Origin of the sequence: Sterolibacterium denitrificans, assembly GCF_900174485.1 — a bacterium.
In the GTDB taxonomy this organism is placed as follows: Bacteria; Pseudomonadota; Gammaproteobacteria; order Burkholderiales; family Rhodocyclaceae; genus Sterolibacterium; species Sterolibacterium denitrificans.
Genome location: NZ_LT837803.1, coordinates 2,702,315 through 2,721,526, shown reverse-complemented (window position 1 = coordinate 2,721,526; position 19,212 = coordinate 2,702,315). Strand labels below are relative to the sequence as shown.

The window sequence follows — 19,212 nt, the reverse complement described above, 5'->3', positions numbered from 1 at the left end:
TGATTCGCGTTTGTGCTTGCTGTGGGGTCTTCCTGGCTCATGGTTTATGCTGCAAATTTTGGTTGGGAGAAGTTCAAATGTCGCTGGAAATACCGTTTGCCACGGCCGATTTGCTCGATGCCAACGAAGCCGGCCTCAATGCCGGCACGCTGCATGTCGTCGCGCCGATGTTCCGCTCCTACGGCGGCCGGGCCGTCTTCGGCGGGCCGATCAGCACGCTGAAAGTGTTCGAGGACAACTCGCTGGTGCGCACGGCGCTGTCACAGCCGGGCAATGGCCGCGTGCTGGTGATCGATGGCGGCGGCTCGCTGCGCTGCGCCCTGGTGGGCGATCAACTGGCCGAACTGGCGGTGAAGAATGGCTGGGCGGGCATCGTAGTGTATGGCTGCATCCGCGATTCGCGCGCCATCGGCAGCATGGCGCTGGGTGTGTTTGCGCTGGCCACGCATCCGCTGAAGAGTATCAAGCGAAATGTCGGCGAGGCCGACCTCGCCGTGACTTTCGGCGGCGTCAGCTTCGTGCCGGGGCATTTTCTCTATGCCGACGCAGACGGAGTGATCGTCAGCCAGACGGCGCTTGCCTGAAACAGCCTCGGTATCTGCCTGATGCGGCGCAGCATAGTTTAGATTTCATGTATGAGAAGTATGTTTCGTTATACAAAACAAGAAAAATATCTTTTTGAAATTGCTTGAATAAATAAATTGTTTCAAACGATGGTTTTATTTGGTGCTCTGCAGCAAGTTAACCTATACTTTGATCCTGCACGAACTCGACGGCGACCACCCGTGCCCTTGAGTCCGTAGAAGGCGGCGCAACCCTTGCCGCCTTGCCGGTTCGTCAGACTCGATCTCTGGCTGCCTCGTGGATGGACATCGCCCCTGCGCGCTCCCAAGGTGCGTCGGCGATGCCACAAATCAAGCCACTCAAAATTCTGACTCTGACCAATTGGAATCAAGGACTGAACATCATGAAAACCCGTGAACAACAAATCGCCGAACTGAAGAAGGACTGGGCCGAGAATCCGCGCTGGGCCGGCATCAAGCGTCCGTACAGCGCCGAAGACGTCGTGCGCCTGCGCGGCTCGCTGGTGACCGAGCAGACCCTGGCGCGCAACGGCGCCGAGAAGCTGTGGAACCTGGTCAACAATGAACCCTACGTCAACTGTCTCGGCGCCCTGACCGGCGGCCAGGCGATGCAGCAGGTCAAGGCCGGCATCAAGGCCATCTATCTGTCCGGTTGGCAGGTGGCTGCCGACAATAACGGCTACGCTGCGATGTATCCGGACCAGTCGCTGTATCCGGTGGATTCGGTACCCAAGGTCGTCGAGCGTATCAACAATGCCTTCAAGCGCGCCGATGAAATCCAGTGGGCGAAGAATATCGATCCGAATGACGCCGGCTACATCGACTATTTCGCGCCCATCGTTGCCGACGCCGAGGCCGGTTTCGGCGGCGTGTTGAACGCTTTCGAGCTGATGAAGGCGATGATCCGCGCCGGCGCCGGTGGCGTGCATTTCGAGGATCAGCTCGCTTCCGTCAAGAAGTGCGGCCACATGGGCGGCAAGGTGCTGGTGCCGACGCAGGAAGCCGTGCAGAAGCTGGTTTCCGCGCGTCTGGCTGCCGACGTGATGGGCGTGCCGACGGTGATTCTGGCGCGTACCGATGCCGAGGCAGCAGACTTGCTGACCTCCGACGTCGATGCCAACGACCAGCCCTTCGTCACCGGCGAGCGCACGCCGGAAGGTTTCTACAAAACGAAGAAAGGTCTGGAGCAGGCGATCAGCCGTGGTCTGGCCTATGCGCCGTATGCCGACATGGTGTGGTGTGAGACCGGCACGCCGGATCTGGAGTTCGCCCGCAAGTTCGCCGAGGCCGTGCGCGCCAGGTATCCCGGCAAGCTGCTGGCCTACAATTGCTCGCCGTCGTTCAACTGGAAGAAGAACCTCGACGACGCGACCATCGCCAAGTTTCAGCGCGAACTGGGCGCGATGGGCTACAAGTACCAATTCATCACCCTGGCCGGTATTCATTCGATGTGGTTCAACATGTTCGACCTCGCCCAGGACTACGCCCAGCGCGGCATGTCGGCTTATGTCGAGAAGGTGCAGGAGCCGGAGTTCGCGGCGCGCGACCGTGGCTATACCTTCGTCTCGCACCAGCAGGAAGTCGGCACCGGCTACTTCGACGACGTTACCACGGTGATCCAGGGCGGCGCTTCCTCGGTGACCGCACTGCACGGCTCGACCGAATCGGAACAGTTCTAGCAGCACCCGGGCTCGTCCGTTACAGCGGACAGAACTGGGCAAGATGGCCGGCGCTCAAAAGGCGCCGGCTTTTTATTGGGCAGTGCCCATGGTCATGGCATGCGTGATGTATTTCGGCCAGCCGAAACTTCGGCTGGCAAGGTCGGCTAGCGTTTGTCCCGCGATTTCTTTGCGGCTGGATGAGCGAGCACGTGGCAGTTGCCTTCACGCAAGGCTTCATCGAAAAACATACCGGATTGTATCCATCGGGGCTGGATGCTGAAGTCTTTCTGCAGGAGGCTTTTCGTGCCGTACGACTGCGGCGGAAGACTGATGTCCGCAGCGTCCAGCAAGGTGTCGAAAACATTTTCCGTCGACCACGGGCTGTCCCGATGAGCCGTGATTGCGGCGACTTTTTCGGGGTGGCGCTGAGAGAATTCGCTGCCGTTCCACCACAGGGCGGCCACGCGATAGTCGTATTCGGTATTGTGTCCGTGGCCGCTTTTGTCGCAATCGCCGTCGAACAGATTCTCGCCATGATCGGCAATGTAGAGCAGGGAAGCCACCTTGCCGGATGCATTCAAGCGCTGGACGATTTCTGCGAGGACGTGGTCGGTATAGCGGATGGAGTTGTCGTAGCTGTTGTTGAGCAGCTCCTTTTGGTTGCGATCATGCAAATCCGGGCGTTGCTCTCCTCGTAAGGATGGTTTGAAAACCTCGAACTCGGGCGGGACGCGGTGCGCATAATTGAAATGGCTGCCCAGCGTATGCAGGACGATGAACTTCTTGCGCTCTGGGCGGGCGAGTGCCGTATCCAGCGTCGTCAGCAAATCCGTATCGTAGGCTCCCGGGCTGCGATAGCCCGCCGGATTGATGAATCGCACATCCTCGGCCTCGCCGGCGTACAAGGCCACTGCCGATTCGTGAAAGCCCAGGGCGCCCTGCGTGGAATACCAGGCCGTCCAGAAGCCCGCTTCGCGGAAGGCGCCGACGATCGATCGTTCGGGAAAATAAGAAAGCTTCAGGCTGGAAGGCTTGCGCGAAATGATGACCGGCACCGACATGCGGGTCCATGCCCAACCTGTCGTGGCGTTGGTGAGGCTGACGACGCCCGGCATGCTTTTCAGGCGAGGATTGGTTGGACGTTCATAGCCATTGAGTTGCCAGCGGTCGGGCCGTCCGGTTTCACCGATAACCAGCAGAACTATTTCGTCGTCACTTGCGTTTTTAGGGGATTGCTGCGCATCGAAGCGGAATTGGCCGAGTGTTTCTCTGGCATTGTTCATACCTTTCTGTAGCGTCAGATAACGCTGGATGCGCAGAGGCACTCCCCATGGAAAGAGGTCGTTCAATGTCGGCTTCCGAAACTCGCCGATCAAATCTGCACTGAGCTGTTCGGAGCGGGCCTGGTCGGGATTGACTTGCGCAGTATTTTCCTCAAGCGGATCATGAAAATCGGCCAGGGACGATAAATGAATCAGCCCCAGGGCGGAGAGGCCGGCTGTCAGCAGAATGATGCGCCAGCGCCTGGGCAGCACGGGAAAAGTCCGGCGATAGCGCCACACCAGACCCAGAGCGGTCAGCAGCAACAGCAGAGCGCAAGCCAGTAGTAACAACCCTGCAGGTCCCAGCCAGGCGGTGGCTTCCTGAAAATTGCTTTCGCGAATGATGGCAAATATCTGCTCGTCCGTCGGCCGCTCGTAGCGCATGATGTAGAGGGTTTCCAGCAGGGCGAGCGGCGCCAGGAAAATCAGCAACCAGGGCGTGAAGCGCGGCAGCAGCACATAGAGTGCAACGCAGAGCAGAAATGCCGGCGCAATGACGGTGGCGAAAGATTGTTGAATGTTTGGAGAAGAAAGGGCCAGTGTAAGGTTGGGCGCATTCACGGCAAGCAGTGCGATGCACGCAATCAGGCCTTGTATCCAGGGGCGAGTGGTCATGTTCAGGTTGTTTTGTGGCGTGCTTGATTTCGGAGTAAGACAGCTGGCGAATCGGTATGGCGCCGATCGTCGCCACAGCAGCATCGGCTGTTCCTCTGCCAAGGCCAAGGTGAATCAGGTTTTTCTTGCCGCGAGTTTGTTCAGATAAGTGTAGATATGGGCAATGGGGACGGAAAGGATGAGCAGAATGGCGGTAAATGTCAGAAACATTTCCGGGTTCAGCTTTTCGCCCTGGCTATCCTTGAATAAAGGTAGCGTGCGCAATGGCCCGTTTATGATGAAGATTGCCATGGATATGCTTCCGATATAGCCGAAGGCAAGATTGAATGAGGGCAAGTGTTTTTTGAAGCAGTCTCTCGTCAGGGCGTATGAATGAACCAGGATGTAGGAAAGTGCGATGAACGTGGATGTGAAAAACACTTCATGTCTTTGGCCGAGGATGAACAGAATGACGCTTGATATAAGGAGGTGGCGATTCGTCTTGAATCCGTGCTTCGATAGGGCCATCCCAAAAATGAAAACGGGCATCTGCCCAATGAATAGTGCCATCATGGGGACATCGTGGGCATGGAGCCATGGGTATAAAAGCGCATTGATGATCGACAGGGCCATGATGATGCAGGTGTCGAATACGGGCGATGTTCTTTTCATCGCCTGGTAGATGGCCGGAAATATCAGATACAGCTGAATCATTAGGCCGAAGAACCAAAACGGGCCGGCAACGTCGAAAACCGTCTGCTTTTGGAAGTTTGCAATGGACGTTATTCTGAGCACCAGATGTTGCAGGAATGAGGCGGCGCTGACCCATTCGCCTGTACTGATATACCTGACGAGGAAAGCAAAGATCATCCCGATCAGGAGCAAGATGGCCAGTTTTCGTGCTTTTCCCAAGAAATAAACGGGGTAATTGAATCCCTCTTTGTTTTTTCTTTCGGCATGCAGACCGTAGCCTGACAGAAGGATGAATATCTGAACGCCAAAATGGCCGAAATAAGCAAAACTGTACATCAAGGTGCTTTTGAATCCCTTGAGCACGCCATCGATGTAATCCAGGAAGTTTGCTTCATTGAAGAAGAATTCGTTTTCTATCCCAAGACCAGGCAGCCAGTGAAAGTAGTTGTGCAGAACGATCCACGTCATTGCCATGCCCTTGAGAATCAAGGTGTCATCGGGTTTCAGGAATGGTTTTTCTGGCTGTGCTGATCGGTTCATTTCTTGGGCAGTGCGGTCGTGGTGACGTGGCGATGTCGGGTGATTAGTGATTGCGGTATTTTGATTAGCCTGCCGGCGACGTGGCGCCGGAATAGGCGTACATGCCGCGCATCGTCATTCTCGGCGGGTGAGAGACTGGATGCGTGGCGAGAAGACGCTGACGCCCGCCTCGGTCACCACGGCATCCAGCGGAATGTCGTGGCTTGCCGGGTGGATGCTGGCGATGCGGGCGAGTTCGAAGCCGATGCCGATGCTCAGGGGTGGCGGCGCGAGTGCGGCCAGCGTGCGGTCGAAGTAGCCGGCGCCGTAGCCGAGGCGGTAGCCCTGCGCGTCGAAGGCGTTCACCGGCATCAGCAGCACGTCGGGCGAGAGCGGTTCGCCAGCGGCAGGATGGGGGATGCCGTAGCGGTCGGTCTGCATGGCGCTGTGCGGCGTCCAGGCGCGGAATTCCATGGGCAGTTCGGGCGTGCGGACGACGGGCAGGCAGACGCGCAGCGTGCAGTCTGCGGCAAGCAGGCGGATCATCAGCGGACGGCAGTCGAACTCGGCGCGGTAGGGCCAGCAGAAGCCGAGGATGCGCGGTGGGTGGCGGGCGAGCAAGGCGGCCAGATGGGTTTCGATCCGTTGCGAAAGGCGCCGATGCTCATCGGGCGTCAACGCTTCGCGGGCGGCGATGCGCGCGCGGCGCAGCGCATCGCGTTGCGTATCCTGCGTACCGTTTGGCGGCCCGGATGCCAGTTCTGGCGCGGGTTTCGAGGCGGGCATGTGCTATCCTTGGGACTCGTCAGGAGCGACTATAAACATGAAATTCCGGCACTGCTTGATTCTGTTGCTGCCCATCCTGGCGCATGCCGCGCCCGGTGATGAGCGGATACTTGCCGCGCGCGAGGCTTTTCGCCTCGGCGAGCGCGTGGCGGCGGTGACGGTGATTCCGGCTGGAAAATACGCTGTCGCTGCCCCCGACACTGGCGCCGACGCTGGCAACGTGTCGCACGAGCTCGATCCCTGGGTGGATTACTGGTATTTGCGGCAGCAGCTGGGCAACAAGGACAGCAGCGGCATCCCTGATTTTTTGGCGCGGCAGGAAAATACCTATCTTGCCGAGCGGCTGCGTGGCGACTGGCTCAGGGAACGCGGCAAACAGTCCGACTGGTCCGGTTTCCTCGCCGAGTACGACCGGCTCCGGCAACCCGATACCGAGCTGCGCTGCTATGCGCTGCAGGCCAGGCTGGCCGGGCAGCGCGATGCCGGCAAGGTCCTCGATGAGGCAAGGCCGCTCTGGTTCGAGGTGCTGGATTTGCCGGAAAGCTGCAAGCCGGTGATGGATCGGTTGGTGGAGACCGTCGCCATCAATGGCGACGACATCTGGGAACGCATCCGGCGCCTGCTCGAAAACCAGCGCTATACCGTGGCGCGCAGCACGGCGAGCTATTTGCCGGGGCCACAGATGCCGGCGAGCCGGGTGCTCGGCACGATCGGCGAGAAGCCGCAGGCGTATCTCGCCAAATTGCCGGCCAACTTTGCGGATACCCGCCAGGGGCGCGAGATGGCGTTGTTTGCGCTGCAACGCCTGGCGCGCATCGAGCCGACGCAGGCTGCCGGGGGGCTGGAAAAATTGCTCGGCAAGTTTTCCCTGAGCGAGCGCGCCTATGCCTGGGGGCAGATCGCCTGGCAAGGTGCGCGCCGCCACTTGCCCGAGGCCTTGAGCTGGTATGCGTTGGCCGGGCAGGACAAGGGGCTCAAATTTTCGGAAGAACAACTGGCCTGGCAGGTGCGGGCGGCCTTGCGGATTCATGACTGGCCCATGGTGTTGCGGGCGATCGAGCAGATGCCGGCGCCGCTCGCCGCGCAGCCCGACTGGATGTACTGGCGCGGCCGGGCGCTGGCGGTGCAGGGGCGTCTCGATGAAGCGCGCGCTGCGTACCTGAAGATTGCCGGCCAGCCGAACTTCTACGGCAATCTCGCCGATGAGGAGCTGGGCCGGAACATCACGCTGCCGCCGCGCGCCCGCGCCGCCACTGCCGAGGAACTGGCCGCCGTGCGCAGCGATGCCGGTGTGCGGCGGGCGCTGGCCTTGTTTCGACTGGGCATGCGCTTCGAAGGCGTGCGTGAATGGAACTGGGCGTTGCGCGGCATGAATGATCGCCAGTTGCTGGCGGCGGCCGAGCTGGCGCAGCGCAGCGAGGTTTTCGACCGGGCGATCTATGCGGCTGAACGCACGCAGGATCAGCATGATTTTGCGCTGCGCTATCTTGCGCCGTTTCGTGACAATGTGCTTTCGCAGGCGCGTCAGGTGGGGATCGACAGCGGCTGGGTGTATGGCCTGATGCGCCAGGAAAGCCGTTTCGTGATGAGTGCCAATTCCAGCGCCGGCGCCCAGGGTCTGATGCAATTGATGCCGAAGACCGCTGCCTGGGTGGCGAAGAAGATCGGCATGGGGGATTACCATCCCTCCCGAGTGACGATGCTGGATACCAACATCATGCTGGGGACGAATTATCTGCGCATGGTGCTGAATGATCTCGACAATCATCCGGTGCTTGCTTCGGCGGCCTACAACGCCGGGCCGAGCCGCGCGCGCCGCTGGCGCGCGGAACAGCCGCTGGAAGGCGCCATCTATGCCGAAACCATTCCCTTGGACGAGACGCGGGATTACGTCAAGAAGGTGATGAGCAATGCGGTGTATTACGCGGCGCTGTTCGAAAACCAACCCCAGTCGTTGAAGGCGCGTCTGGGTGTCGTTGCGCCGCGCGGCGGCGTGGCGGCAGGGGGAATTGCCGGTCTGCCGTGATCGGCTGATAATCGGCGGATGAAAATCTATACCGTCGGTGGCGCAGTGCGCGATGAAATGCTGGGCCTGCCCGTGAGTGATCGCGATCACGTGGTCGTGGGCGCTACGCCGGAGCAGATGCTGGCGCTGGGTTATCGGGCGGTGGGCAGCGATTTTCCCGTTTTCCTGCATCCCGAAACCCGCGAGGAATACGCCCTGGCGCGCACCGAGCGGAAGACCGCGCCGGGTTATCGCGGCTTCGTTTTTCATGCCGCGCCGGAAGTCACCATCGAAGAAGATCTGGTGCGGCGCGACCTGACCATCAATGCCATGGCGGTTGCCGAGGACGGCACGCTGATCGATCCCTATCGCGGCCGTGCCGATCTCGTGGCCAGGGTGTTGCGCCACGTCTCGCCGGCGTTTGCCGAGGATCCCGTGCGCATCCTGCGGATTGCGCGTTTTGCCGCGCGCTACGGGGAGTTTGCGGTGGCGCCGGAAACGCTGGCGTTGATGCGCGGCATGGTCGATTCGGGGGAAGTCGATCATCTGGTGCCCGAGCGGGTCTGGAATGAAATCGCCCGCGGACTGATGGAAAGGCAGCCCTCGCGCATGTTCGCCACCCTGCGCGAATGCGGCGCGCTGGCGCGGCTGCTGCCCGAAGTCGATGCGCTGTTCGGCGTGCCGCAGCGTGCCGATTTCCATCCCGAGGTCGATACCGGCGTGCATGTCATGATGGTGGTCGACATGGCCGCGCGCCTGCGCCTGTCCCTGCCGGCGCGCTTTGCCGCGCTGACGCACGATCTGGGCAAGGGCGTCACGCCGGCTGAGGTGCTGCCGCGCCATACCGGCCATGAGGCAGCCAGCGTGCGCCTGCTCAAACTCTTGTGCGCGCGCTTGCGCGTGCCCGGTGAATGCCGCGAACTGGCGGTACTGGTGGCGCAATATCACGGCAACATTCATCGCGCCGAACAGTTGCGGCCGGCAACCATGGTCAAGGTCATGGAGCATTGCGACGTGTTGCGCCGGCCGGAGCGCTTCGATGCGTTGCTGGGGGCATGCGAGGCGGATTATCGCGGGCGTCTGGGTTTCGAGGAAAAGACCTACCCGCAGGCCGCCATGTGGCGCAGCGCCATGGCCGCCATGTGCGGCGTGGATGCCGGCGCCATCGCCCAGGCATGCGCGGTGGGAAATTGCGTGGAGCGCATCCCCGAACGCCTCCACGAGGCACGGGTCGCGGCCGTCGCCGCCCTCGAATTACAGCAAGCGCAGAATCAGACTGAGTAGCAGCGACAGCAGGAGGGTGGTGGCAAACGGGAAGCTGTATTCCTGGCCGCGCCAGCGCAATCGTACGTCACCGGGCAGGCGGCCGAGCGGCAGCCGGGCCGCCAGACGCGGCATGACCAGGCCAAGGACGAGGACGGCGATGAGGATGACGATCAGCCACTTGAGCATGGGAGGGGCGGTTAAAATGGCGCGTTGAAAATCCGCCATGATAACCATAACCGTCCGCAAATGAGTTTGCCGTACCGATCGACGATCGTTCATTTTTTCCATCCCGTTGCCGGCAGGGTGCCGCGATGAGCCAGGAGCGCAGCGCCAGCCTCGAGTTGATCGTCAGGACGCCGCCGGCCGCGGCCGGCGTTGCCGTGCGCGAGACGCCGCTGCTGTTCATCCACGGCGCCTATACGGCCGCCTGGTGCTGGGAGGAGTACTTCCTCGACTGGTTTGCCGCCCAGGGTTATTTCAGCTACGCGCTGAGTCTTTCCGGTCATGGCGGCAGTCGCGGGCGCAAGCATCTGGACAGCTTCGGTATTGCCGATTACGTGGATGATGTCGTCGAAGTGGTCGGCGCCTTGCCGGTGCCGCCGGTGCTGATCGGCCATTCGATGGGCGGTTTCGTGGTGCAGAAATATCTGGAGCGGCATCTGGCGCCGGCGGCCGTGCTGCTGTGTTCGGTGCCGCCGCAGGGCCTGATGTCCTCGATGTTCGGCCTGATGTTCCAGAAGCCCGGCATGCTGGGCGATCTCAACCGCTTGATGAGCGGTGGCCGTCTGGCGGTGGACGGCCTGCGCGAAGCCATGTTCGCGCAGCCGGTCGCCGCGGCCGATCTGCAGCGCTATCTGCGCAAGGCGCAGAGCGAGTCGCATCGCGCGATCTGGGATATGACCCTGTTCAATCTGCCGCATCCCTCGCGCGTCATGCGCACGCCGCTGCAGGTACTGGGTGCCGAACGCGATCATCTGATTCCGCCTTCGCTGGTGCGCATGACGGCGAAGACCTATGGCGTGGATGCGCATATTTTCCCCGGCCTGGGCCATGGCCTGATGCTCGAACGCGACTGGCAGCGGGTTGCCGAGCACATCCGTGACTGGCTGGCTGGGGAAGGACTTTGAGAGGAGTGCGATCATCATGAGCATCGTGACATTCCGTTCGCGGGCGACGGCCGACGTGATCATGTTCGGCGAAGTGGCGCATCGACTGATGCGAATCATGGGCAAGGAGGTGGCGGCCCAGGGCATCGTCACCGTCGAGCAGTTGCCCGACGCGATTGCGCGCCTGCGGGCGGCGATCGAGCAGGACAAGGGCAAACATGCCGGCCTGGTTGCCGAGGCCATGGATGCGCTGGACGCGTTGGATGCGGCGGAGGCGCCGGGCGCTGGTGCCGCTGCCGAGGCTCGTCCCGATCCCATGGCGCAGCCCGTCAGCCTGACCCAGCGCGCCGTGCCGCTGCTGGAAATGCTCGAACGCTCGCAGCGCCACGTCCAGCCGGTGGTCTGGGGCGTGTAGTTTCGTCTTACAGGATGGGCGCTAGCCAGCGCTCGGCGACGGACGATTCCATGCCCTTGCGCCTGGCCCAGTCTTCCAGTTGGTCGCGGCCGATTTTCGGCACGGCGAAATACTGCGCGGCCGGATGGGCGAAGTACCAGCCGGAAACGGCGGCCGCCGGCATCATGGCATAGGCTTCGGTGAGTTCCATGCCGGCATTCTTCGGCGCGTCGAGCAGCGAGAAGATGGTGCCTTTCTCGGTGTGATCCGGGCAGGCGGGATAGCCTGGCGCTGGACGGATGCCCTGATATTCCTCACGGATCAGTTGTTCATTGTTCAGTCGTTCGTCGGCGGCGTAGCCCCAGTATTCCTTGCGCACGCGCGCGTGCAGCCATTCGGCGCAGGCTTCGGCGAGCCGGTCGGCCAGTCCTTTCAGCATGATGGCGTGGTAATCGTCATGCGCTGCGGCAAACTCCGCGAGCTTCTTTTCGATGCCGATGCCGGCGGTGACGGCAAAGGCGCCGCTCCAGTCGGGCGTCCCTTTGGGAGCAACGAAGTCGGCCAGGCAATAGTGCGGCTTGCCGCTGGGCCGTTCGTGCTGCTGGCGCAGGTGATGGGCGACGGCGAGCACCTGGGTGCGGCTATCGTCGGTGTATAGCTCCACGTCGTCCGGGGCGTTCGGCGAGCGGTTCGCCGGCCACAGGCCAAAGACGGCGTTGGCGCGGATCCATTTTTCGGCGATGATTTTTTCCAGCATCGCCCGACCGTCGCGGAAGACGTTGCGCGCCGCTTCGCCGACCACTTCGTCGTCGAGTATCTTCGGATACGGGCCCGCCAGATCCCAGGTCTGGAAGAAGGGCCCCCAGTCGAGATAATCGACCAGCAGGGACAGGTCGATGTCCTGCAGCACGGTGATGCCGGTCTGCCGCGGCCGGACCGGCGTGCCGGAGAAAGGCAGCGCATTGGCGCGCGCGGTTTCCAGGCTGACGAGTTGCACGCCCTTCTTGTTGGCATGCTGGGCGCGCACCTTGGCGTAGTCGGCGGCGATTTCGGCCTGGTAGCCGGTGGCCTGTTCGCTGGAGAACAGCTTGGTGACGACGCCGACCGCGCGCGAGGCATCCGGCACATAGACGACGGCGGATTTGTAATTCGGCGCGATCTTGATGGCGGTATGGGCGCGGCTGGTGGTGGCACCGCCGATCAGCAGCGGCAGGTCGAAGCCCTGGCGCTGCATTTCGGCGGCAACATGGGCCATTTCCTCCAGCGAGGGCGTGATCAGGCCGGACAGGCCGATGGCCTGGGCGCCGTGTTCCTTCGCGGCGTGGAGGATCTTGTCGCAAGGCACCATGACGCCGAGGTCGACCACGTCGTAGCCGTTGCAGCCCAGCACCACGCCGACGATGTTCTTGCCGATGTCGTGCACGTCGCCCTTCACGGTGGCGACGACGATCTTGCCTTTCGAGGCGGCGCCGGAGCGCAGCTTTTCTTCCTCGATGTAGGGAATCAGGTGGGCCACGGCCTGCTTCATCACCCGCGCCGATTTCACCACCTGCGGCAGGAACATCTTGCCGGCGCCGAATAGGTCGCCGACGACGTTCATGCCGTTCATCAGCGGCCCTTCGATCACTGCCAGCGGCGGTCGGCCGGCGGCGGTGAGCGCGGCGCGGCATTCCTCGGTGTCGGCGACGACGAAGTCGGTGATGCCCTTGACCAGGGCGTGCGAGAGGCGTTCTTCCACCGGCAGCGCGCGCCAGCTCAGATCCGGGCCGCTGCTGCTTTCCCTGCTCTTGCCTTCCTTGACCGTCTGCGCGAATTCGACCAGCGCTTCGCCGGCGCCCGGATGCCTGTTCAGCACGACGTCCTCGACCTTCTCGCGCAGCGCTGGATCGAGATCGTCATAGACGCCCAGCATGCCGGCGTTGACGATGCCCATCGTCATGCCGGCCTTGATCGCGTGATAGAGGAAGACGGTGTGGATCGCTTCGCGCACCGGGTCGTTGCCGCGGAAGGAGAAGGAGACGTTGGAAACGCCGCCGGATATCTGCGCGTGCGGCAGGTGCTGGCGGATCCAGCGGGTCGCTTCGATGAAATCGACGGCGTAGTTGGCGTGTTCCTCGATGCCGGTGGCGATCGCGAAGACGTTGGGATCGAAGATGATGTCTTCCGGCGGAAAGCCGTTGCTCACCAGCAGTTCGTAGGCACGCCGGCAGATTTCGGTCTTGCGCGCGAAGGTGTCGGCCTGGCCGGTTTCGTCGAAGGCCATGACGACGACGGCGGCGCCATAGCGGCGGGCGAGCTTCGCTTCGGCGAGAAACTTCGCCACGCCTTCCTTCATGGAAATGGAGTTGACGATGCCCTTGCCCTGGATGCACTTCAGACCGGCTTCCAGCACTTCCCATTTCGAGGAATCGATCATCACCGGCACGCGGGAGATTTCCGGCTCGCTGGCGATCAGCTTGAGAAAGCGATCCATGGCCGCCTTGCCGTCGAGCATGGCTTCGTCCATGTTGATGTCGATCACCTGCGCGCCGTTCTCCACCTGCTGGCGGGCGACGGCCAGCGCATCGTCGAAGCGGCCTTCGAGGATCATGCGGGCGAAGGCCTTGGAGCCGGTGACGTTGGTGCGCTCGCCGACGTTGACGAACAGGGAGTCCTTGCCGACGTTGAACGGCTCCAGCCCCGACAGGCGCAGCTTCTTTTCGATTTGCGGAACTGCGCGCGGTTTTGTCGCGGCAACGGCCTGGGCAATCGCGGCAATGTGTTCGGGCGTGGTACCGCAGCAGCCGCCGATGATGTTGATGTAGCCCTGACGCGCCCAGTCGCCCACTTCACCGGCGAGTTCCGCTGGCGTTTCGTCGTAGCCGCCAAAGGCATTCGGCAGGCCGGCGTTGGGATGCGCCGAGACGAAGCAGTCGCAGACGCGGGAAAGTTCTTCCACATGCTGCCGCAGCTCCTTCGCCCCGAGCGCGCAGTTGAGGCCGAAGGACAGCGGGCGGATGTGGGCCAGCGAATTCCAGAACGCCTCCGCCGTCTGGCCGGAGAGCGTGCGGCCGGAGGCATCGGTGATCGTGCCGGAAATCATCACCGGCCAGCGGCGTCCGGCGGTTTCGAAGAACTGTTCGATGGCGAAAATGGCGGCCTTGGCATTCAGCGTGTCGAAGACGGTTTCGATCAGCAGCAGATCCGCGCCGCCCTCGACCAGACCCTGCGCGGCGATGAGGTAATCGGCGACCAGCGTATCGAAATCCACGTTGCGGAAGCCCGGATCATTGACGTCCGGCGAGAGCGAGGCGGTGCGCGAAGTCGGCCCGAGCACGCCGGCGACGAAGCGCGGCTTGTCGGGCGTGGCGTATTTGTCGCAGGCCGCGCGGGCCAGTCGGGCGGCGCTGCGGTTGAGTTCGGCAACCAGCTCTTCCAGCCCGTAGTCGGCCTGCGAAATGGCCGTCGAGTTGAAGCTGTTGGTTTCGATGATGTCGGCGCCGGCCGCCAGGTATTCCTCGTGGATGCCCTGGATCAATGCGGGACGGGTGAGTACCAGCAAATCGTTGTTGCCTTTGAGATCCTTGCCATGCGCCTGGAAGCGCTCGCCACGGAAGTCGGCCTCGCCGAGGGTGTGGCGCTGGATCATGGTGCCCATCGCGCCGTCGAGGATCAGGATGCGCTGGTTGAGGAGCTGCTGGAGTTCTTGGCTGCGATCGGCTTGCATGGCGCGGAGAGTGTGAGACTGTGAGAGCGTGAAGATTGCGGGAGTGGCAGTGAGCGGCAGGGAAAGCCGTCGATGTTAGCATGACGGCCGCCGGCGGTCCGGCCTCGGCGCATCAGGTGGCTGCGTGTTTGCTCTGTTGCCAGGCACGCAGGGCGGCGAGCAGCAGCAGGAGCAGGCCGGCCAGCAACAGCCATGGCCCGGTTGACCATTCCAGCGCGATGGCCATGCCGCCCGTCACCATCAGCAAGGTGCGTGGGCCGGCCAGCCAGCCCAGCGCCTGACGCATCTGCGCATGCCATGCGCGCTGTGGGCCGGGACGCAGCCAGACCGGCAGCAATTGGCTGGCTGCCGCGCTGACCAGCGGCAACAGAAAACCGAGGATGAAAGCGGCGATCGCCGGCCTGCCGACAATCAGTCCGGTGGCATGGGCCAGCCCCAGCAGCAGCGCTGCCAGCAGGCCAATGGCAGACAAGGCCAGCGCGGGTGCCGCGCCGTGCCGGGCAAGCAGCAGCTCGCGGCAATTGCGCAGCCAGTCACGCAGCATGCGCAGCGGCGCGATGAGATAGAGCAGGCAGCCGATGAGGGCCAGTGGCAGCGCCCAGGCCGCGCCCAGGGCGATCAGCAGCGCGCCGCCGGTCGTTGGCAGCAGATCCTTGTGCAGGCGTTGCGCGGCGAGTGGATCGGGACGCCCGGCGGCGGTGGGCAGCAGCACCTGGAGCGTGCCCAGGGCCGTCAGACCGACGAAGCCGAGCAGGTTGAGGTGCAGGTGAAACAAACGCAGCGCCGCGCGCTGGGCCGGCCAGACGGACATCAAGGGCGCGGCCAGCAAGGCCAGGAGCAGGCAGACGAGGGCGGCGAGATACCAGTTGAGTCCCGGATGCGGCCGGCCGACGGTCTTTTGGCCGCGGCGCCAGCTCCACAACAACAGGGCCAGCGCGGCAGAGGCCGCCAGGAGAAAGGCCAGGTGACTGGCGGGATGCAGATCCAGCGGGCCGCTGAAGCCCAGGATCAGGATTAGGCCGCCCAGCCAGCTGGCCAGCGGCAGCATCGGCAGCCAGCGCGGCGCAGCGGCGCCGCTGCGGGTAAGCACCGGAATGAAATAGCTCATCGCGGCCAGAATCAATGGCAGGATGCCCAGCGCCAGGGCGATGTGGCTGGTCGCCTGGGGCGGCCAGGCCAGAGATGGATGCGGATACGCGAAAAAAATCGCCAGCCCGGCGGCAGCCGCCATCATCAATATGGCGTTGATGGCGAGCAGCGGCAGCACGGGCTGGCGGAGGAGGATCAATGATGCAGTGACGGCATATGGCGTCGCTGCTTACTTCTTGATGAAGTCGATGACGATTTCGCCGGGGACGCGCTGCTGATAGAGGATTTCGACCTGCGCGCCATAGCGCTGGTTGAGCTGGTTGAGCAGCGGAATGGGATCGTGGTCGTTGCAGAAGCGCATCGTTTCACCCGGCATCAGGGCGTCGAGGGCGCCGAAGATGGCGGCATGGCGAAAGCGCTTGGCGATGCCGCGGGCGTCGAAAGGATAGAGGGCGGAGGGATCGGTATGGTTGCAGGCCATGATGGTTCCTGTAGGGGTTGGTAAAGCGGTAAATTCTATACATCTAAGCCGGTTTTGTGAACTCGTTCCATTCCCGTTCCATTGCATCCCGCCCATTTCAGGCAGGTTTGCGCGCTCGCCGGGCGCGCGCGGGGACGGCCGGGGCGTTCGATGCGGCCGGCGCCAGCAGCCTGGACAGGTAGTGGCCGGTATGGCTGCCGGGTGCTGCGGCCACTTCTTCCGGCGTGCCGGCCGCGATGATGCGGCCGCCGCCGGCGCCGCCTTCGGGGCCGAGGTCGATCACCCAGTCGGCGGTCTTGATGACGTCCAGATTGTGTTCGATGACGACGATGGTATTGCCGTGGTCGCGCAGGCGGTGCAGCACTTCGAGCAGCATTTCGATGTCGGCGAAATGCAGTCCCGTGGTGGGTTCGTCGAGGATGTAGAGCGTGCGGCCGGTGTCGCGCTTGGAGAGTTCCAGCGCCAGCTTGACGCGCTGGGCTTCGCCGCCGGACAGCGTGGTCGCGCTCTGCCCCAGGGTGATGTAGGACAGGCCGACATCCATCAGCGTCTGCAGTTTCTTTGCCACCGCCGGCACGGCGTCGAAGAACTCGCGCGCCTGCTCGACGGTCATGCCGAGGATGTCGTGGATGGTCTGGCCCTTGTAGCGGATTTCCAGCGTCTCGCGGTTGTAGCGCTTGCCGTGGCAGATGTCGCAGGGGACGAAGATGTCGGGCAGGAAATGCATTTCCACCTTGATCAGGCCATCGCCCTGGCAGGCTTCGCAGCGCCCGCCCTTGACGTTGAAGCTGAAGCGGCCCGGCCCATAGCCGCGTTCCCTGGCTTGCGGCACGCCGGCGAACAGTTCGCGGATGGGAGTGAGCACGCCGGTATAGGTGGCGGGATTCGAGCGCGGCGTGCGGCCGATCGGCGACTGGTCGACGTTGATCACCTTGTCGAAAAACTCCAGGCCGCGGATTTCGCGGTGCGCTGCCGGCTCCAGTACCGAGCCGTACAGATGGCGGGCGGCGGCGGCGTACAGGGTGTCGTTGATGAGCGTCGATTTGCCCGAGCCGGACACGCCGGTGATGCAGGTGAACAGCCCCAGCGGCAGTTCCAGATCGACCGCCTGCAGGTTGTTGCCCGTGGCGCCGTGGATGTGCAGCAGGCGTTCCGGATTGCGCGGCGTGCGGCGTGTCGGCACGGCAATCCGGCGGCGGCCGGAAAGATACGCGCCGGTCAGCGAATCCGGGTGCGCCGCCACTGCCGCGGGCGTGCCGCTGGCGACCACCTGGCCGCCATGCACGCCTGCGCCCGGCCCCATGTCGACGACGTGATCGGCCGCCTCGATGGCTTCCTGGTCGTGCTCGACGACGATCACCGTGTTGCCCATGTCGCGCAGGTTGACCAGCGTGTCGAGCAGGCGCGTGTTGTCGCGCTGGTGCAGGCCGATCGACGGCTCGTCGAGTACGTACATGACGCCGGTCAGCCCAGAGCCGATCTGCGAAGCCAGGCGGATGCGCTGCGCTTCGCCGCCGGACAGCGTTTCGGCCGAGCGGTCGAGCGAGAGGTAATCGAGGCCGACGTTGATCAGAAAGCCCAGCCGGCTGGCGATTTCCTTGACGATTTTTTCCGCCACCTGGGCGCGCTGGCCGCTCAGTTGCAGGCGTTCGAGAAATCCCTGGGTCTGCGCCAGCGACCAGGCGGAGAGTTCCGGCAGGTTGCGGCCGCCGATATACACATGGCGCGCTTCACGGCGCAAGCGGGTGCCGGCGCACTCGGGACAGGGCTTGCTGTTGAGGTATTTCGCCAGTTCTTCGCGCACGGCGGGCGAATCGGTTTCGTGATAGCGGCGCTCGAAGTTCTGCAGGATGCCTTCGAAGGCGTGGCTGCGTTCGACGCGCTTGCCCTTTTCGTTGAGATAGTGGAAGCGGATCGGCGTCTTGCCCGAGCCGTGCAGGATGATCTGGCGGATGTCTTCCGTCAGCTCCTCGAAAGGCCGGTCGATGTCGAAGGCGTAATGGCCGGCCAGGCTTTCCAGCATCTGGAAATAGAACGAATTGCGCCTGTCCCAGCCGCGAATGGCGCCGGCCGCCAGCGACAGATGCGGATAGGCGACGATGCGCGCCGCATCGAAGAACTGGATCACGCCCAGACCGTCGCATTGCGGGCAGGCGCCCATCGGATTGTTGAAGGAGAACAGGCGCGGCTCCAGTTCCTGCAGGGCGTAGTTGCACACCGGGCAGGCGAAGCGCGAGGAAAACAGTTGCTCGTGGCCGTTGTCCATTTCCAGCGCGATGGCGCGGCCTTCGGCGTGGGTCAGCGCGGTTTCGAAGGATTCGGCCAGGCGGCCGCGTTGATCGCTGCGCACCTTGAGGCGATCGACGACCACGTCGACGCTGTGTTTCTGATTCTTCGCCAGCTTGGGCAAGGCGTCGATTTCATGGATCTGGCCATCGATGCGCAGGCGCACGAAGCCCTGGGCGCGCAACTGATTGAACAGCTCCTGCTGCTCGCCCTTGCGGTTGGCCACCACGGGCGCGAGGATCATCAGCTTGGTATCTTCCGGCAGGCTCAATACGCTATCGACCATCTGCGCGATGCTCTGCGCTTCCAGCGGCAGATCGTGCTCGGGGCAATGCGGCGTGCCGGCGCGGGCGTAGAGCAGGCGCAGGTAGTCGTGGATTTCGGTGACCGTGCCGACGGTCGAGCGCGGATTGTGCGAAGTGGCCTTCTGCTCGATGGAAATCGCCGGCGACAGGCCTTCGATCAGGTCGACGTCGGGTTTTTCCATCAATTGCAGAAACTGGCGGGCGTAGGCCGACAGCGATTCGACATAGCGCCGCTGACCTTCGGCATAGAGCGTATCGAAGGCCAGCGAGGACTTGCCCGAGCCGGACAGGCCGGTGATGACCGTCAGGCGGTCGCGCGGCAGATCGAGGCTGATGTTCTTCAGATTGTGCGTGCGGGCACCGCGTACCTTGAGTAAATCCATGACGATAAAGGGGGAAAGAGGAAGTATGGCGG

14 protein-coding genes are annotated in these 19,212 nt (G+C 62.9%); 6 read left to right on the top strand and 8 right to left on the bottom strand.

Annotation, left to right across the window (positions count from 1 at the left end; all coding sequences use genetic code 11):
* Positions 1–77: 77 nt before the first annotated feature.
* Positions 78–584, top strand: coding sequence for a ribonuclease E activity regulator RraA (gene rraA / locus SDENCHOL_RS12280; RefSeq protein WP_067170157.1), 507 nt, complete (start codon positions 78–80; stop codon positions 582–584).
* Positions 585–964: 380 nt separating this feature from the next.
* On the top strand, positions 965–2,263 hold the full coding sequence (gene aceA / locus SDENCHOL_RS12275; RefSeq protein ID WP_201785231.1) for an isocitrate lyase: 1,299 nt from the start codon (positions 965–967) through the stop codon (positions 2,261–2,263).
* A 146-nt stretch (positions 2,264–2,409) separates the two neighbouring features.
* On the opposite strand, the gene SDENCHOL_RS12270 is transcribed toward aceA, so the two are convergent.
* From SDENCHOL_RS12270 to SDENCHOL_RS12260, 3 genes are all read right to left on the bottom strand, one after another.
* A complete protein-coding gene (locus SDENCHOL_RS12270; RefSeq protein WP_067170154.1) occupies positions 2,410–4,182 on the bottom strand; it encodes a phosphoethanolamine transferase in 1,773 nt (590 codons plus the stop codon).
* 114 nt (positions 4,183–4,296) lie between these two features.
* Positions 4,297–5,394: an acyltransferase family protein gene (locus tag SDENCHOL_RS12265; protein ID WP_083522843.1), complete on the bottom strand. Its 1,098-nt coding sequence runs from the start codon at positions 5,392–5,394 to the stop codon at positions 4,297–4,299.
* A 114-nt stretch (positions 5,395–5,508) separates the two neighbouring features.
* Positions 5,509–6,159: a 5-formyltetrahydrofolate cyclo-ligase gene (locus SDENCHOL_RS12260; RefSeq protein WP_083522842.1), complete on the bottom strand. Its 651-nt coding sequence runs from the start codon at positions 6,157–6,159 to the stop codon at positions 5,509–5,511.
* A 37-nt stretch (positions 6,160–6,196) separates the two neighbouring features.
* On the opposite strand from SDENCHOL_RS12260, the gene SDENCHOL_RS12255 reads away from it, so the two are divergent.
* On the top strand, positions 6,197–8,185 hold the full coding sequence (locus SDENCHOL_RS12255; protein WP_154717242.1) for a lytic transglycosylase domain-containing protein: 1,989 nt from the start codon (positions 6,197–6,199) through the stop codon (positions 8,183–8,185).
* Positions 8,186–8,203: 18 nt separating this feature from the next.
* A complete protein-coding gene (locus tag SDENCHOL_RS12250) occupies positions 8,204–9,448 on the top strand; it encodes a multifunctional CCA addition/repair protein (protein WP_067170145.1) in 1,245 nt (414 codons plus the stop codon).
* Here SDENCHOL_RS12250 and SDENCHOL_RS12245 read toward each other — a convergent pair.
* A complete protein-coding gene (locus SDENCHOL_RS12245) occupies positions 9,419–9,616 on the bottom strand; it encodes a DUF2905 domain-containing protein (protein WP_067170142.1) in 198 nt (65 codons plus the stop codon). The two genes, SDENCHOL_RS12250 and SDENCHOL_RS12245, sit on opposite strands and share 30 nt — an antisense overlap.
* Before the next feature lie 125 nt (positions 9,617–9,741).
* On the opposite strand from SDENCHOL_RS12245, the gene SDENCHOL_RS12240 reads away from it, so the two are divergent.
* Together SDENCHOL_RS12240 and SDENCHOL_RS12235 are read left to right on the top strand one after the other, a co-directional pair.
* On the top strand, positions 9,742–10,557 hold the full coding sequence (locus tag SDENCHOL_RS12240; protein ID WP_067170139.1) for an alpha/beta hydrolase: 816 nt from the start codon (positions 9,742–9,744) through the stop codon (positions 10,555–10,557).
* 16 nt (positions 10,558–10,573) lie between these two features.
* A complete protein-coding gene (locus tag SDENCHOL_RS12235) occupies positions 10,574–10,951 on the top strand; it encodes a DUF1840 domain-containing protein (protein ID WP_067170136.1) in 378 nt (125 codons plus the stop codon).
* Between the two features lie 7 nt (positions 10,952–10,958).
* Here SDENCHOL_RS12235 and metH read toward each other — a convergent pair whose 3' ends face one another.
* The 4 genes from metH to uvrA form a co-directional block, all read right to left on the bottom strand.
* A complete protein-coding gene (gene metH, locus SDENCHOL_RS12230; RefSeq protein WP_067170133.1) occupies positions 10,959–14,636 on the bottom strand; it encodes a methionine synthase in 3,678 nt (1,225 codons plus the stop codon).
* Between the two features lie 112 nt (positions 14,637–14,748).
* Positions 14,749–15,924, bottom strand: a complete 1,176-nt coding sequence (locus SDENCHOL_RS12225) for a hypothetical protein (protein WP_067170130.1) — start codon at positions 15,922–15,924, stop codon at positions 14,749–14,751.
* A gap of 30 nt (positions 15,925–15,954) precedes the next feature.
* A complete protein-coding gene (locus SDENCHOL_RS12220; protein ID WP_067170127.1) occupies positions 15,955–16,206 on the bottom strand; it encodes a DUF2249 domain-containing protein in 252 nt (83 codons plus the stop codon).
* A 97-nt stretch (positions 16,207–16,303) separates the two neighbouring features.
* Entirely contained in the window at positions 16,304–19,180 is a 2,877-nt protein-coding gene (gene uvrA, locus SDENCHOL_RS12215) for an excinuclease ABC subunit UvrA (RefSeq protein WP_067170125.1), read from the bottom strand.
* Positions 19,181–19,212 lie beyond the last annotated feature (32 nt).

What these genes read in the sequence shown, in the direction of transcription:
- SDENCHOL_RS12270 (WP_067170154.1), bottom strand. Translation starts at nt 4,182, where the DNA reads ATGACCACTCGCCCCTGGATACAAGGCCTGATTGCGTGCATCGCACTG.
- SDENCHOL_RS12260 (WP_083522842.1), bottom strand. Translation starts at nt 6,159, where the DNA reads ATGCCCGCCTCGAAACCCGCGCCAGAACTGGCATCCGGGCCGCCAAAC.
- SDENCHOL_RS12255 (WP_154717242.1), top strand. Translation starts at nt 6,197, where the DNA reads ATGAAATTCCGGCACTGCTTGATTCTGTTGCTGCCCATCCTGGCGCAT.
- metH (WP_067170133.1), bottom strand. Translation starts at nt 14,636, where the DNA reads ATGCAAGCCGATCGCAGCCAAGAACTCCAGCAGCTCCTCAACCAGCGC.
- SDENCHOL_RS12265 (WP_083522843.1), bottom strand. Translation starts at nt 5,394, where the DNA reads ATGAACCGATCAGCACAGCCAGAAAAACCATTCCTGAAACCCGATGAC.
- SDENCHOL_RS12250 (WP_067170145.1), top strand. Translation starts at nt 8,204, where the DNA reads ATGAAAATCTATACCGTCGGTGGCGCAGTGCGCGATGAAATGCTGGGC.
- SDENCHOL_RS12235 (WP_067170136.1), top strand. Translation starts at nt 10,574, where the DNA reads ATGAGCATCGTGACATTCCGTTCGCGGGCGACGGCCGACGTGATCATG.
- rraA (WP_067170157.1), top strand. Translation starts at nt 78, where the DNA reads ATGTCGCTGGAAATACCGTTTGCCACGGCCGATTTGCTCGATGCCAAC.
- uvrA (WP_067170125.1), bottom strand. Translation starts at nt 19,180, where the DNA reads ATGGATTTACTCAAGGTACGCGGTGCCCGCACGCACAATCTGAAGAAC.
- SDENCHOL_RS12220 (WP_067170127.1), bottom strand. Translation starts at nt 16,206, where the DNA reads ATGGCCTGCAACCATACCGATCCCTCCGCCCTCTATCCTTTCGACGCC.
- SDENCHOL_RS12245 (WP_067170142.1), bottom strand. Translation starts at nt 9,616, where the DNA reads ATGCTCAAGTGGCTGATCGTCATCCTCATCGCCGTCCTCGTCCTTGGC.
- SDENCHOL_RS12240 (WP_067170139.1), top strand. Translation starts at nt 9,742, where the DNA reads ATGAGCCAGGAGCGCAGCGCCAGCCTCGAGTTGATCGTCAGGACGCCG.